Source organism: Ruegeria sp. CF1, from assembly GCF_056537445.1.
Genome location: NZ_JBQFRN010000009.1, coordinates 138,977 through 153,582 on the forward strand (window position 1 = coordinate 138,977; position 14,606 = coordinate 153,582).

The window sequence follows — 14,606 nt, forward strand, 5'->3', positions numbered from 1 at the left end:
CAGGATCCGGGCGACTCGGGGAAGTCTTGCGCCAAATTCCCGGGGTTGCGTGTCAACCGGAAAGCCATACAAACCATTCGAGACTACTCATTGATTTGCACACGGGGTTTTCCACATGACTGTCCCCATAGTCCTTGCCTCAGGGTCCGTGATCCGCGCGCAGTTGCTCAGAAACGCAGGCGTCCCGTTTTCGGTTCAGATCGCGCGGGTGGATGAAGACACAGCCAAACGCGCCCTGATGGCTGAGGGAGCTTCGCCCCGTGATGTTGCCGATGCGCTTGCCGAAATGAAAGCACGTAAGATCAGTGACAAAGTGCGCGGCGCTATGGTTCTGGGTTGCGATCAGGTTCTGGATTTCGAAGGTCAGATGCTGTCGAAGCCGGAAACACCCGAAAAAGCACTGGCGCAGCTTAAAGCAATGCGCGGCAAGCGACATATGTTGCTGTCGGCGGCGGTGATCTATCAGGATGGTGAGCCCATCTGGCGGCAAGTCGGTCAGGTGCGTTTGCGGATGCGGGCCAGCTCGGATGCTTATTTACGTGATTACGTGGCGCGGAACTGGGACAGTATTCGGCACGCAGTGGGGGCTTATAAACTGGAAGAAGAAGGCGTGCGCCTGTTTGCCACCATTGACGGCGACTACTTTAACGTCTTGGGTATGCCCCTGTTAGAGCTGCTCAATTTTCTGGCCTTGAAGGGAGTGATCGATCAATGACTGAGCATCGCGTTCCTCTGGCCGGCGTGATTGGGCAACCCATCGCACATTCCCGCTCGCCAAAACTGCACGGGCATTGGCTGAAAACCTATGGATTGGTGGGGCACTACATCCCAATGGATGTCGCCCCGGCCGACCTGGAAACCGTTCTGAGGACACTACCCAAGGCTGGGTTTGTTGGGGCCAACGTGACCGTACCGCATAAAGAGGCTGCTTTGCGGTTGGCGGATCATGTCTCGGATCGTGCCTCAGTCATCGGGGCGGCAAATACGCTTGTATTCCGCGAGGATGGTTCAATTCACGCGGATAATACGGATGGCTACGGGTTCATGGCCAATCTTCGCAGCGGTGCGCCCGATTGGAACCCGCAGGATGGGCCTGCGGTTGTATTTGGTGCGGGCGGTGCTGCGCGGGCGGTGCTTCAAGCGCTGGCAGAAGCCGGAGTGCCTGAAATCCTGTTGACCAACCGCACCCGCACCCGTGCGGATCATTTGAAGGAAGAGTTCGGCCAACGGATTACGGTCGTTGACTGGGTGCAGGCGGGAAATGTGATCGAAGACGCAGAACTGGTCGTGAACACCACGTCTTTGGGTATGCAAGGGCAGCCAGAGTTACGCGTTCCACTGGATGGATTGCAACCCGGCGCTGTTGTCACCGATCTGGTATACGCGCCGCTTCAAACGCATCTGTTAAAACAGGCGGAAGAGGTTGGATGTACAACGGTCGACGGGCTGGGAATGTTGCTGCATCAAGCTGTTCCCGGGTTTGAACGCTGGTTCGGTGTTCGCCCCGAAGTGGACGCTGAAACCCGCGCGGCGGCCTTGGCATGAGTTTTGCGCTGGGGCTCACCGGATCAATCGGTATGGGCAAGAGTACGACCGCTCAGATGCTTGCAGATGAAGGCTGTGCGCTTTGGGATGCGGATGCTGCGGTGCATCGGCTCTATACAAAAGGCGGTGCGGCGGTTGAGCCCATGCGGATTACGTTTCCTACCGCCATTGCCGAGGATGCGGTCAGCCGGGATGCATTGAAGCAAATCATTGCGGATAATCCTGACGCGCTAAAAACAATAGAAAAAATCGTACACCCTCTGGTAGCGGCGGATCGCGCCTCATTTCGTTCTTCGTCGTCCGCCGATATCTTGGTATTCGACATTCCGCTGTTGTTTGAAACCGGTGGTGATGCGGCGATGGATGCTGTTGCTTGTGTTTCAATCTCTGCTGAAGAACAAAAAAGACGGGTCATGGCGCGCGGCACGATGAATGAGGCGCAGTTTGAGCAGATTCGCTCCAAGCAAATGCCAAACGAAGAGAAATGCGCGCGATCGGATTTCGTGATTGTCACGGATACTCTGGACCATGCTCGCGCGCAGGTGCAGGATATCGTCAGGCAGATACGGGCAGGGTTGGCAGATGCGTGAGATTGTACTCGATACCGAGACCACAGGGTTTGATCCCGAAAGCGGCGACCGGATCGTCGAGATCGGCGCGGTTGAGCTGTGGAACCACGTAGCCACAGGAGAAACTTATCACGTCTACATCAACCCCGAGCGTTCTATGCCGGAAGAGGCATTTGGTGTGCATGGCATCGGCCCCGACCTGCTGGAAAACCCACGCCCGCCGGAAAAAGGCGAAGTCACGCTGAAGGACAAACCTGTCTTTGCCAAGGTTGGGCAAGGGTTTCGCGAATTCGTGGGTGACGCCAAGCTGGTGATCCACAACGCTTCGTTCGACATGAAGTTTCTGAACGCCGAACTGGGCTGGATGGGGGTGTCGCTGATCCCGATGGATCAGGCAATCGACACGCTGGCCATTGCGCGTAAGCGGTTTCCGGGATCACCCGCTTCGTTGGATGCGTTGTGCCGCCGGTTTGGCATCGATAACTCAAACAGGGTGCTGCACGGCGCGCTGCTTGACTCGGAAATTCTGGCCGAAGTGTATCTGGAGCTGATCGGAGGCCGTCAGCCCGACTTTGGATTGTCAACGTCGGCAAGTGCAGCGTCTGGCGTTGGTGAGGAATGGCGCCCGACAGCGCGACCCGATGCCCTGCCATCCCGGATCACCGAGGATGAGCGCGCAGCGCATCAGAAATTTGTCGAGAAGCTGGGCGAGAACGCCCTGTGGGCCCGCGCCTGACTCGAACCAGACGCGGACCAAAACCTTAGGCGTCAGTTTTCTGCTCTTGAGCGGCGGCCTGACGGCGCGCCAGTTCGTTGCGATAAAGTGCCACGAAATCAATGTTATCCAGGTTGACCGGCGGGTAGCCACCGTCGCGGGTGATGTCGCTGACGATGCGGCGCAGGAACGGGAACAGCATGCGCGGGCATTCGATCATCAGGAACGGATGCATTTGATCCTCGGGCACACCTTCCACGTGGAACAGGCCGCAATAGTCGATTTCGCACAGGAACAGGACGTCTTCCAGGCCCTTGGCCTTGGATGTCAGTTTTAGCTTGATCGAGACTTCATACTGGTGCTCGGTCGTGCGTTTCTTTGCGTCCAGATTGACCTGAACTGAAATCTCGGGCTGTACGTCGCCTGAGACGCCTTTTTGCGCCATGACGTTTTCAAAGGACATGTCGCGAATGAACTGTCCCAGAACGCGCATCTGGATCTGAGGGGCTGCCTGTGCGGCGGTGTTTTCTGCAGGGCTTTCGTCAGCCATGAAACTTCTCCGGAATTGAAATTCGGCACTGCTTAGCAATTTGGGCCGGATAGCTCAATGCTGGTGCGGGCCTTCCACCCACTTCGACGGCTTTCCGGAGTTCTGGCGAGGGCGAACCTCGGTGAATTCGCCATCTATCACATCGTCCTGATCAAACGGGTTTGGCCCCGACCTGAATTGTGCGCCGGTGCCCATTTGAAAATGCGTGATGGTCGCCTTGGACTTGAGATAGCGGAACACTGCGACCCGGATGCCGGGAACAAGCAGCGCAAAACCAATGGCATCGGTGAAAAACCCTGGTGTCAGCAGCAAAACACCGGACAGCAAGATCATCGCCCCATGGGCCAGCGGTTCGGTTGGGTCGTCCAATTCGGCAAAGGATCGCTGCAAATTCGCCAGCGCCATGCGACCTTGTGTCCGCACCAGAACCGTGCCCAGAACGGCGGTCAAAACAACAATTGCAAGCGTCGGCCATAGCCCAATCAGACCACCAACCTGTATGAACAGGGCGATCTCGATGATCGGAACCAATAAAAAAGCCAGGAACAAGTACATTTGCGGTATCCTTTAGCATGGTCCGGGCTGTGGACTTGGCCCCGACTGTCACCTACATAGTGGCAGAGGGCAGCGTATACAAAGCCCGGGTTCTGAAAAGAGGACGAAATGAACTCACCCCTGATCCAGCTTCTGGTGCTGGCCGGAATTGCCATTTTCCTGATCCTGCGCTTGAAAAGCGTGTTGGGTACACGCGAAGGTTTTGAGAAACCGCCCCTTCAGCAACAGCCTGATACCAATGGCGCGCGCCGTGATTTCGAAGTGATTGAAGGCGGGCCAGATCACGACATCACCGACCATGTGGCCGAAGACAGTGAACAGGCGCAAACATTGGCCGCAATGAAGCGGGTCGAACCCAGTTTTTCTGTCAGCGAATTTGTTCAGGGCGCGCGCGGCGCCTATGAGATGATCGTTATGGGTTTTGAAAAGGGCAATCTGGACGAAATTCAGCCATTCCTGTCAGAAGAAGTATTCGACAGTTTTGTATCAGTTGTTGCGGATCGCGAAGACAAAGGTCTGACCATCGAAGCCGAATTCATCGGGGTGCGTGAAACCACTCTGGTCGATGCGACCTTCGATAAGGATACCAATCAGGCTGAGATCACCATGCGCTTTATCGGTGAGCTGACGTCAGTCGTGCGCGATCGCGGCGGGGATATTGTCGAAGGCAACCCGAACACCGTCAAACGCCAAAAGGACAGCTGGACCTTTGCCCGTGTCATGGGCGCGGACGATCCGAACTGGCTGCTTGTTGCCACGGACGCATGATTGCAGCGCTCCGGTCGCTATTTCTGGGGGTCGTCATGACCACTGCCAGCGCCGCCGGAGCCGAGGCGACGCGATCCATCCTGTCATTCGATGACCTCGATGGCTGGGCCGCCGACGATCACGGGGCGGCCCTTTCGGTTTTTTTGAACACCTGCGGTGATCTGGACGATCCTGATTGGCAGGCGCTGTGTGGCGTGGCTCAGAGTTATGAACCTGGCGCGGCGCGGGCTTTTTTCGAGCTGTTCTTTCGTCCTGTTCTGGTCGAAGACGGCGATGACGCCCTGTTCACCGGATATTTTGAACCTGAACTGGATGGGTCGAAAACCCCAACTGATAAATACCGCTATCCACTCTACCGGATGCCGCCCGAGGCGCGAGAGGCGGGCAAGTGGCTCAGTCGCCGTGACCTGCTGACCGGTGACGCCCTGACAGGTCGGGGCCTTGAGATAGCGTGGGTCGATGACCCTGTTGAGTTGTTCTTTCTGCAAATTCAAGGCTCGGGCCGGATACGTCTGCCCGATGGCGGTGCATTGCGGGTTGGATATGGCGGTGCGAATGGGCATCCCTATCGCTCGATCGGCGCGGAACTGGTCCGACGGGGTGCGCTGGGCGCGCACCAGGTCAGCGCGCAGATGATCCGGACCTGGGTACGCAAAAACCCTGAAGCCGGGGCTGAGCTGTTACTACACAACCCTTCGTATGTTTTCTTCCGTGAAGTGACGCGTGTCGCGCCCGAGTTCGGGCCGTTAGGCGCCATGAACCGCTCAGTGACCACGATGCGCAGTATCGCGGCAGATCCGGCTTATACACCTTTGGGCGCGCCAGTTTGGGTAGAAAAGGATGGCAAAAACCCGCTGCGCCGATTGATGATCGCACAAGACACCGGATCGGCGATCAAGGGTGCGCAACGTGCCGACATTTTCTTTGGCACAGGGGATGATGCCGGGCAGGCCGCCGGTCGCTTGAAGGATCCCGGTCGTATGGTTGTGCTGTTGCCGATCCAGAGGGCCTACGCCCTGTTACCGGATGAGTTCTGATGACCCGGCGCAAACTGACTGCGGATGAGATCGATTTGTGGCGCAAGGTCGCCAAACAGGCTGAGCGTTTGCACCCCGAACTGCCTCAGACTGTGCACCCCACTACCTTGCCCAAGCCCAAACCGACCAAAACGCCCAAGGCGCGGATCGAAGCCTTTGAACTGGGTCAGACTGCGCCAACCAAACCGTCACGGAATAACCTGAAGCCATCGATCACCGAAGGTTTACGGACAAATCCGGTGCAGATGGACACCAAGTCTTTTGGTCGCATGAAACGCGGCAAGCTCAAGCCCGAAGGCAAGCTGGACCTGCACGGGATGCACATGAGCGCAGCCCATCCCGCATTGGTTCGGTTCATCCTGACCGCACAGGCACAGCGCAAACGGCTGGTGTTGGTCATAACCGGCAAGGGCAAGGACCGGGACGAACCGGGACCCATTCCAACACCGCGTGGGGTCTTGCGCAATCAGGTGCCCCACTGGCTGTCTATTCCGCCACTTGCACAAGCGGTGCTGCAGGTAACACCCGCACATATAAGCCATGGCGGTGATGGCGCCTATTACGTTTACCTCAGGCGCGTCCGTTAGTCGGATCGCTGATTCTAGCTTGTCCGCATGAACCGGATTCGCACGCGAACCCTGCCCTTACCCCTACTGGTTTATTGTTTCTGCAGGTCCCGCAACCCCTGTGATAAGCTGCAGGCGCAATGAAACTTCGTAGCCTTGTCCAAGGCTTGCGAGGTTGTGCTTAACAACACAACCAGAACGGTATGGCAGACAATCGCCGATCCCATCTGATTGCATTGACCCAGCGGTTTCCGATTGCTTACCTTACGTAAAGCGCCCCTGTGGCGCTGATATTTTTATGACGAATTTATGGTGGCCGAATGTTAGGCTCCACTGCCATTTCCCGACCTCAAAGGTCGGAAGCATCCGCCATTTCAGGTGACAATGGCGCCAACAAAGATGTGCTGTCGCTTAATCTGCCGAAAGGCGGTGGCGCGATTTCTGGTATTGGTGAAAAGATCACCTCGAATCCGGTGACCGGGTCTGCGTCCTTGACGATTCCGGTTCCTGTGAGCCCCGGGCGTGGTGGTTTCACACCAGAGTTGCAACTGAGCTATGAGGCTGGCACCAGCAGCGGCATTTTCGGCTTTGGATGGTCACTTTCGCTGCCCGAGATCACGCGCAAAACGGAAAAGGGCCTGCCCCAATACGACGATGCCGCCAGATCGGATGTCTTCCTGATTTCTGGGTCTGAAGATCTGGTGCCGCTGCTCGATTCTCAGGGGGCACAATGGGAAGATCGCGCGCGGTTTCCAGGTGTGACCATCCACAGGTTCCGCCCACGGATCGAAAGCACTTTTGCCCGCATTGAGCGGTGGACAGACGAGGCGTCGGGTATCGCGCATTGGCGTGTCACGTCGCGCGAAAACGTCACTTCGATCTATGGCGCGTCAGGCCTATCAAGGGTGGCAGACCCGGACGACCCCGCCCGTGTATTTCGCTGGTTGTTGTCCGAGACCTTTGACGACAAAGGCAACGCCATCCGATACGAGCATGTCGCCGAAGACGCAGTTGGAATCGATCAGGCGCAGGCGCACGAAGCCAATCGGTCCCGCACAGCCGAGCGGTATCTGAAACGCATCCGCTACGGCAATCGAGTCTCTCGTTTGGTTGATCCGGATGTGAATGCAGGTGGATGGCTGTTCACGGTCGTATTCGATTATGGCGAAGACCACCTGTTGCCAATCGCACCTGATCCCAACGTGGCGGCGGATGCTCAGCATGAGCTTGTACATGCATCCGCTAATCCCGGCCGAAATTGGCAAGTGCGCCCGGACCCCACATCAAGCTACCGCGCGGGCTTTGAGGTTCGGCGCTATCGCCGCTGCCATCGAATTCTGACCTTTCATGATATCCCCGACCTGCCGACGGGCGAACCGGGCTATCGCGGTCTCGTGAAGACAACCGAGTTTTCCTATGACGATTTCACCCCTCCCGGTGCTGACACTGATGACGAGCGTCAGCACCCCGGCAGTACGCGTTATGGCTCATTCCTCATGGCGGTCGCGCAGTCGGGCTTCGCTCCGGACGATACGGTTGCACCGCTCGATGTGAACGGAGCCACGTTCCTCGCCTACAGACGACAGGCAATTCCACCGGTGGAATTCACCTATAGCCGAGCTGAAGTGAACGATATTGTGCACGGCCTTGACCGCGAGCAGACCGAAGGTGCTCCGGCCGGACTTACCGATCCGGCAAACTGGGTTGATTTGGACGGTGACGGTGTTGGTGGAATTTTGACTTCGACCCCAGGTGCCTGGCATTACACTCGCAACCTTGGACCAATGAATGGCACGGCGCGCTTTGCTGCCCCCGTGCTGGTTGCCGAACGGCCTGCACTTGCCGAGTCAGGTCAATGGATGGACCTTGCCGGGGATGGTCGCCCGGATCTGGTGGTAATGGACCGGACAACCCCGGGGTTCCATGAGCGCGACGCGCAATCAGGTTGGTCCGACTTCCGCGCGTTTGAATATTGGCCACATGTAGATGCGTCCAATGACAGCATGAAGATGGTTGACCTGACTGGCGATGGCCTTGCTGACATTCTTCTGACCGAGGACACCGCTTTTGTCTGGCACCCCTCTGAAGGCGAGGCCGGGTTTGGCCCCGCGCGCAGGCAAGCGCAGCCATGGAACGACACTGACGGACCCCGACTTGTGTTTTCCGATCCGGAGGCTGCAATTTTTCTGGCGGATATGTCCGGCGACGGATTGTCTGATCTGGTTCGTATCCGCTGTGGTGAAGTCGCCTATTGGCCCAATTGCGGATATGGGCGTTTCGGCACCAAAGTGGCGATGGACGACGCGCCACAATTTGATCGCCCCGAAATGTTCGACCGCAGCCGCCTGCGCCTGACGGATATCGACGGCTCGGGCACCACCGACATTGTCTATCTGGGTGCAGAAGGTATCGACCTCTATTTCAACATGTCTGGCAACCGGCTTGCACCGCGTCGACGCCTAGGGAATGTGCCGCCGCTTGATACCGAAACTTCGGTTGATCTGCTCGATCTATTTGGAACGGGCACCGCCTGTCTTGTGTGGTCCTCTACTTTGTCCCGCGACGCAGGTCAGCCTCTGCGTTACATCGATCTGATGGGCGGACAAAAACCGCACCTCATGACCCGATATGTCAACAATTTCGGTGGCGAGACCGAATTGCGCTATGCCTCGTCGTCGCGGTTTTACCTGCAAGACCTTTATGAAGGACGTCCTTGGGCCACGCGCCTGCCGTTCCCGGTGCAGGTGGTTGATCGCATCGTCACATATGATCGTGTGGCGCAAACCCGGTTCGTATCTCGCTTTGCCTTTCACCATGGTCATTTCGACGGGGTCGAGCGCGAGTTTCGCGGGTTCGGCATGGTCGAACAATGGGACACCGAGGAATTCGCAGCGCTCTCGTCAGATGCGCTGGGGCCACTGGCATCAAACGAAGACCCGGCATCTCATGTTCCGCCCGTCCTGACCAGAACATGGTTTCATACCGGCGTGTATCTCGACCAAGGTAGTCTGCCCGATGTCTTGGCTGGTCTGCTTGATGGGCAGGATCGTGGGGAATACTGGCGCGCACCCGCTTGGCGTGACGACGATGTTGAAGCGCGGCGGCGGCTTTTGCCCGACACGGTGTTGCCACCCGGATTGACAACCGAAGAAACACGCGAGGCTGCGCGCGCGCTTCGCGGCACGGTGCTGCGGCGTGAAACCTATGCGCTCGATGGCAGGGCGGAGCCCGGCTATCCCAATGGTCACCCCTATCAGGTGGTTGAGCAAACGCAGACTGTGCATTTGCTGCAGTCCCGTGGACTCAACCGTCATGCCGTGTTTCTGACCCATGCCCGGGAAAGTCTAACCGCGCATTATGAGCGGATCCCCGATGACCCGCGCCTTCAGCATCAGGTCATACTGGAGGTTGACCCGTTTGGGACTGAACTGCGCCGCGTCGATGTCATGTATGGCCGGCAAACACCTGATCCGACGCTGACGCCTGAAGATCAGGCGCGTCAGGCGCAGTTACATGCGGTATTACACACGCGGCGCGTCACGGACCTGATCGCGACAGATCAAACCTACCGCGCCTCGGTGTCATGTGAAGAGCAAAGCTTTGAGCTTACCGGCTTAAGCCCAGCGCCGGGTACGCGTTTGTCCTTTGATGAGATCGAGACAGAGGCGAACGCTGCAGCCGATCTTGCTTATGAAGCGACCCCAACCGCGGGTCAGGTGCAGCGTCGTCTGATCGAACACCGCCGTCAGTATTTCAGGGATGATACGCTGACCGGCCCACTGCCGCTTGGCCAGATGGGCAGTTTGGGGCTTTTCCATCAAAGCTTCCAACTGGCCTTCACGCCGGGTCTTGTCACGCAGGTTTATGGAGGCCGCGTTGGTGCAGCCGAGATGGCGCAGGCAGGATACACCGAGATTGACGGTGACGGCCAGTGGTGGCGGCCATCGGACCGTCAGCTTTTGTCGCCCTCAAGCGGTGATACGCCCGCGCAAGAGCTGGCATTTGCACGTCAGCATTTCTTTCGACCACATCGCCTGCGGGACCCGTTCCATCAGCCTACGACACCTACGGAAACAACAGCCCGCTATGACGCTTTCGACCTGCTGATCGAGGAAACGCAGGACGCATTGGGCAATCGCATGTCGGCAGGGGTACGCTCGACCGGTCCAGCTGGCGCAATCACCGAACGCCGACAGGATTATCGCGTTTTGCAAGCCTCGGTATTGACCGATGAGAACGGTAATCGCAGCGAGGTGGTCTTTGACGCCTATGGCCGCGTGACCGGCATGGCCCGAATGGGCAAGGTCGATGGGCCCGACGAAGGTGACAGGCTGGATGGCTTTGATCCGACACTGGTGCCTGCAGCACGCACCCAAGTGCTGACTAATCCGCGTGGACCTGAAGCTCTGGCAGCACTTGGGCGCGCGACAATGCGTTATGTTTATGATCCCTGGGCCTATTATCACTCTCGTGGGGATCCTGTCCCATCACCCGTCATCGGTCTTTCCCTGCATCGAGAGGTTCACGACAGTGATCTTTTGCCGGGTCAAACCACCCCGTTCCTGGCCGAACTTACCTTTACAGATGGGATGGGGCAGGAAATTCAACGCAAGATTCAGGCCGAAGACGGTCCGGTCCCAACGCGTGATAGCTCGGGGAACATCCTGCTGGGACCTGATGGTCGGCCGGTTATGTCCGCATCGCCGTCGCCACGCTGGGTTGGTACCGGCTGGCAAGTGCGTAACAACAAGGGCAATATTGTTCGACAGTTCGAACCGTTCTTCACAGATCGCCCGACCTATGAGTCCGACCTCCGCATCGGTGTAAGCCCAATTTTCTTCTACGACGCATTGGGCAGAGAGATCGGGATTTTGAATCCCGATCATGCATGGAGCAAACACCGGTTTTCTGTTTGGGACCAGACGACATGGGACCCGGGCGATACTGTACTGATTTCGGATCCCGCCCAAGACCCCGATCTTGGCGACCATTTCCGCAGGTTGCCGCAGGCTGCCTATTTACCCACTTGGCACGCGCTGCGCACCGATCCGGCGCAAGCGCAGGCGTTGGCGACCCGTTTCCCCGATCCCGAAGACCGGCAGCGCGCCACTGAGGCTGCATCGAAATCGGCGCTTTATGATGACACACCGATGCGGGCATTGGCGGATACCCGTGGTGCGCTGATCGCGCGCCTCACCACGAACCGCACTCTCTACAGCAACACGGCCCCGGGCACCCTACCGACCGAGACACTCCACCGCGTTGCGACCGAAATCGATATCGAAGGCAATACGCGCCGAACCTGGGATGAGCTTGGGCGCGAGGTTCAGCGTACCGCTTTCGACATGCTCAGCACCGCCATTCGGACCGACAGTATGGAGGGCGGTACCCGTTGGCGGCTATCGGATGTAAATGGCGAAACGGCGTTTACGTGGGATGCGCGCGACCACCGGCTGCGCCACGAATTCGATGTATTGCGCCGACCCATCGCCACTCATCTAAGCATCAATGCGGTTCCTGAGCTGCGGATCGATGAAACGGTCTACGGAGAATCGCTGCCGACACCCGAAGCCCTGAACCGCCGCAAACGCATTGCGATCAGCCGCGACCAATCCGGCACGATGGAAATTCTGGCCCATGATTTCAAAGGCAACCCAATCCGCAGCCAGCGGCAACTGGCGCAGGAGTTTCGCACCACGCTCGATTGGGCCGCACCCGTGGCGACTGAGCCCGAGATTTTCGCAGGGCAAACCCGCTTTGACGCGCTGGACCGTCCGGTTCAACTGGTGCCGCTGCAACCGCAAGGGCCGGGCGCGCGCATCCAGGTTGTGCAGTACCGCTATAACCCGTCCTCGCGGCTTGATCGGGTGGACACCTGGCACGCACGACCCGCGGCACCTGACACTTTGTTGGATCCCGCCACTGCGGATCATGCCGTGGTCTCAAGCATTGCATATAACCCTTGGGGCGACCGCGAACGCATAACCTATGGCAACGCGGTTGAAACAGAAATCCTGCATGATCCGTTGACCCGTCTCACCGAACGCATCATCACCCGGCGCGAAGCAACGGGTTTTGGCTCGGACTGTCCGACACCGCCAGTTGCAGGCTGGCCAGGATGCCACTTGCAGGCGCAGCATATTATCTACGATGTGTCTGGCCACGTGACCCACATCCGCGACAGCGCGCAACAGCAGATCTTTTTCCGTAATCGCCGTGTTGATGCCTCTAACGACTATACATTTGATGCCTTGCATCGATTGATCGAGGCGACGGGCCGCGAACATCTGGGCCAGCAAGGCGGCGCACCCGGCGCCCACAGCTATAACGATGCCGCGCGAACTCGGCTGCCACACCGCAGTGATGGTTTCGCCCTTGGCCGGTATCTTGAGCGTTTTCACTATGACATTGCGGGCAACTTGATTGAGATGCGCCACCGGGGCTCTGATCCCGTGGCACCCGGTTGGACGCGGACTTACACCTATGGTGAGGACAGTGCCCTGTCTGCGGGGGTACCTTCGAACCGCTTAACTCAGACATCGGTCGGTGCTGTGAATGATATCATCAGTCAGGGCGGTGATGGCTATGATGCGATGGGCAACATGCTGCGCCTTTCCCATCTGGATCAGATTGAATGGGACCATGATAACCAACTGCGCATGTGCCGCCGTCAGGCGATTGGACCCGATGATGCGGATGGTCTGGCCCACCAAGGGGACCGCACTTTCTTTGTTTATGCCGCCGATGGAGCCCGCATCCGCAAGGTGACGGAAACCGTCGCAGGGGCTATCCGGCGCGAGACAATCTCGCTGGGCGGGTTCGACATAGTCCGCGAAACGGGGGCAAACCCGCGTACGCGTGAGACACTGCATGTGGGTGACGAAGCCGGTCGCATCGCATTGGTTGAGACCACGATCGCGGGTAGCACCGTCAGCCGTGTCATTCGGTTCCAGCACAGCAACCATGTTGGCAGCGTAGGGATTGAACTGGATCAGAACGGCGAAGTTCTGTCTTACGAGGAATACAGCCCCTTCGGCAGCACCACTTACCAAGGCGTTGCCACTGCAGGTCTGGGGCCGAAGCGGTTCCGATACACAGCGATGGAGCGGGATGCCGAAACCGGGCTCACCCACCACGGTGCGCGCTATGCTGCCCCCTGGCTAGGCCGATGGATCAGTGCCGATCCCATCGGTATCGAAGGTGGGCTGAACCTGTATGCCTATGCTTATAACAACCCGGTTACGCTTAACGATCCCGAGGGCACGGCGCCGCCCTCAGTACCCGCCGGAGGACTTGAAGTTGCTTCGTTGCAAAAGGGTCTTGAGACGCTTGATGAACTGGCAACGCATGTCAGAAACACCGAAGGCAGCGTTCAGGAATTTGCACTGATCAAGGAAAACAACACGTTCAAGATACTGAAAGGTACGGCCTCAAGACCCGAAGTCTCGATCCCCAAAGGTACAACGGCCATCGCGCATACGCATCCGCCCGGTGCCATGGTTTCCTTTGCCGACGTCAATACCACCCATGCCCAAGGTGTAAAAGTTGCCGGGGTTCGATCTCATCTCGTGGCGCATGGCAATGGCAATTGGACACTGATCGAGATTCCGAAACAGGGCAACGGTATGCTTACCTCATTCAACAGCAATACTGGTATGATTGACGGCACCGTGCAGGTCTATCGCCCCGGCGCTGCACCGAAGAATGCGGTTATGGTACAACAGCTCGATACCATACGCGGGGTGAACAAACCGGGTAAGATCACCTCGATCTCGAAATTGGCCAAGGCGCTGAAAGGCAGCAAGGCCGTGTCGCACACCCTGTCCGGGGGCCGCGCCATCCTGGGGGTCATGGGCCGTGGGCTCATGGTGATCGGTATGGCGGCCAGCGGCATTCAGGTTGGCACAGGGATCACTCAAATCGCCGAAGGCGAGACCGGCGTTGGCACTGCAAATGTGGTCGAGGGCACGGCCTCGGGCACGCTCAACGTGGTCTCGGTGTCGGGCAAGCTCGTCACGGGTGGTGGTGCCGGATCGGTCCTTGCCGCCGGGCTCGCAGCTTTCGGCTCAATTGCACTGGCCGGAACCGAAGCTCGCTCCGCAATCAAAGGCGAAAAAACCGCCGCGCGCGAAGCGGCCGATTTTTGGGTGGACGAAATCGACGCAGGCCATCGTCAGGGCGGCGTTGGCGGCTTCTTCCGACGGTCCGCTGGATACCTTGGCCTGGGCGCGGCAGGCACGATGTCGATCCTGCAAGGCCAGGGCATCAAAGGCCATTTGAAATGGTGAACGCAGTTGTCAG

General features: G+C 58.3%; 10 protein-coding genes. 8 read left to right on the top strand and 2 right to left on the bottom strand.

Annotation, left to right across the window (positions count from 1 at the left end; translation table 11 throughout):
- Nucleotides 1–115: 115 nt before the first annotated feature.
- The 4 genes from ACRZ96_RS15880 to dnaQ are packed head-to-tail and all read left to right on the top strand — an operon-like array spanning nucleotide 116 to nucleotide 2,850.
- The gene (locus ACRZ96_RS15880; RefSeq protein ID WP_480707497.1) at nucleotides 116–715 is read left to right on the top strand and encodes a Maf family protein; all 600 of its coding nucleotides are present in this window, start codon (nucleotides 116–118) and stop codon (nucleotides 713–715) included.
- On the top strand, nucleotides 712–1,545 hold the full coding sequence (locus tag ACRZ96_RS15885) for a shikimate dehydrogenase (RefSeq protein WP_170515525.1): 834 nt from the start codon (nucleotides 712–714) through the stop codon (nucleotides 1,543–1,545). The genes ACRZ96_RS15880 and ACRZ96_RS15885 overlap by 4 nt, the downstream gene beginning before the upstream one ends.
- Entirely contained in the window at nucleotides 1,542–2,135 is a 594-nt protein-coding gene (coaE, locus tag ACRZ96_RS15890) for a dephospho-CoA kinase (RefSeq protein ID WP_480707496.1), read from the top strand. Before ACRZ96_RS15885 ends, coaE begins: the two co-directional genes overlap by 4 nt.
- Nucleotides 2,128–2,850 (top strand): DNA polymerase III subunit epsilon, encoded by a 723-nt coding sequence (dnaQ, locus tag ACRZ96_RS15895; protein WP_170515530.1) that lies wholly within the window; start codon nucleotides 2,128–2,130, stop codon nucleotides 2,848–2,850. The genes coaE and dnaQ overlap by 8 nt, the downstream gene beginning before the upstream one ends.
- A 25-nt stretch (nucleotides 2,851–2,875) precedes the next feature.
- On the opposite strand, the gene secB is transcribed toward dnaQ, so the two are convergent.
- Entirely contained in the window at nucleotides 2,876–3,379 is a 504-nt protein-coding gene (secB, locus tag ACRZ96_RS15900) for a protein-export chaperone SecB (RefSeq protein ID WP_170399455.1), read from the bottom strand.
- Nucleotides 3,380–3,433: 54 nt separating this feature from the next.
- The gene (locus ACRZ96_RS15905) at nucleotides 3,434–3,934 is read right to left on the bottom strand and encodes an FxsA family protein (RefSeq protein ID WP_170399458.1); all 501 of its coding nucleotides are present in this window, start codon (nucleotides 3,932–3,934) and stop codon (nucleotides 3,434–3,436) included.
- Between the two features lie 108 nt (nucleotides 3,935–4,042).
- Here ACRZ96_RS15905 and ACRZ96_RS15910 point away from each other — a divergent pair, with 108 nt between their 5' ends.
- From ACRZ96_RS15910 to ACRZ96_RS15925, 4 genes are all read left to right on the top strand, one after another.
- On the top strand, nucleotides 4,043–4,702 hold the full coding sequence (locus tag ACRZ96_RS15910; protein ID WP_170399461.1) for a Tim44/TimA family putative adaptor protein: 660 nt from the start codon (nucleotides 4,043–4,045) through the stop codon (nucleotides 4,700–4,702).
- On the top strand, nucleotides 4,699–5,739 hold the full coding sequence (gene mltA, locus ACRZ96_RS15915) for a murein transglycosylase A (protein ID WP_170408811.1): 1,041 nt from the start codon (nucleotides 4,699–4,701) through the stop codon (nucleotides 5,737–5,739). Before ACRZ96_RS15910 ends, mltA begins: the two co-directional genes overlap by 4 nt.
- A complete protein-coding gene (locus ACRZ96_RS15920; protein WP_170399466.1) occupies nucleotides 5,739–6,326 on the top strand; it encodes a Smr/MutS family protein in 588 nt (195 codons plus the stop codon). Before mltA ends, ACRZ96_RS15920 begins: the two co-directional genes overlap by 1 nt.
- Nucleotides 6,327–6,625: 299 nt before the next feature.
- Entirely contained in the window at nucleotides 6,626–14,593 is a 7,968-nt protein-coding gene (locus ACRZ96_RS15925; RefSeq protein ID WP_480814828.1) for a SpvB/TcaC N-terminal domain-containing protein, read from the top strand.
- The last annotated feature ends 13 nt before the right edge of the window (nucleotides 14,594–14,606 follow it).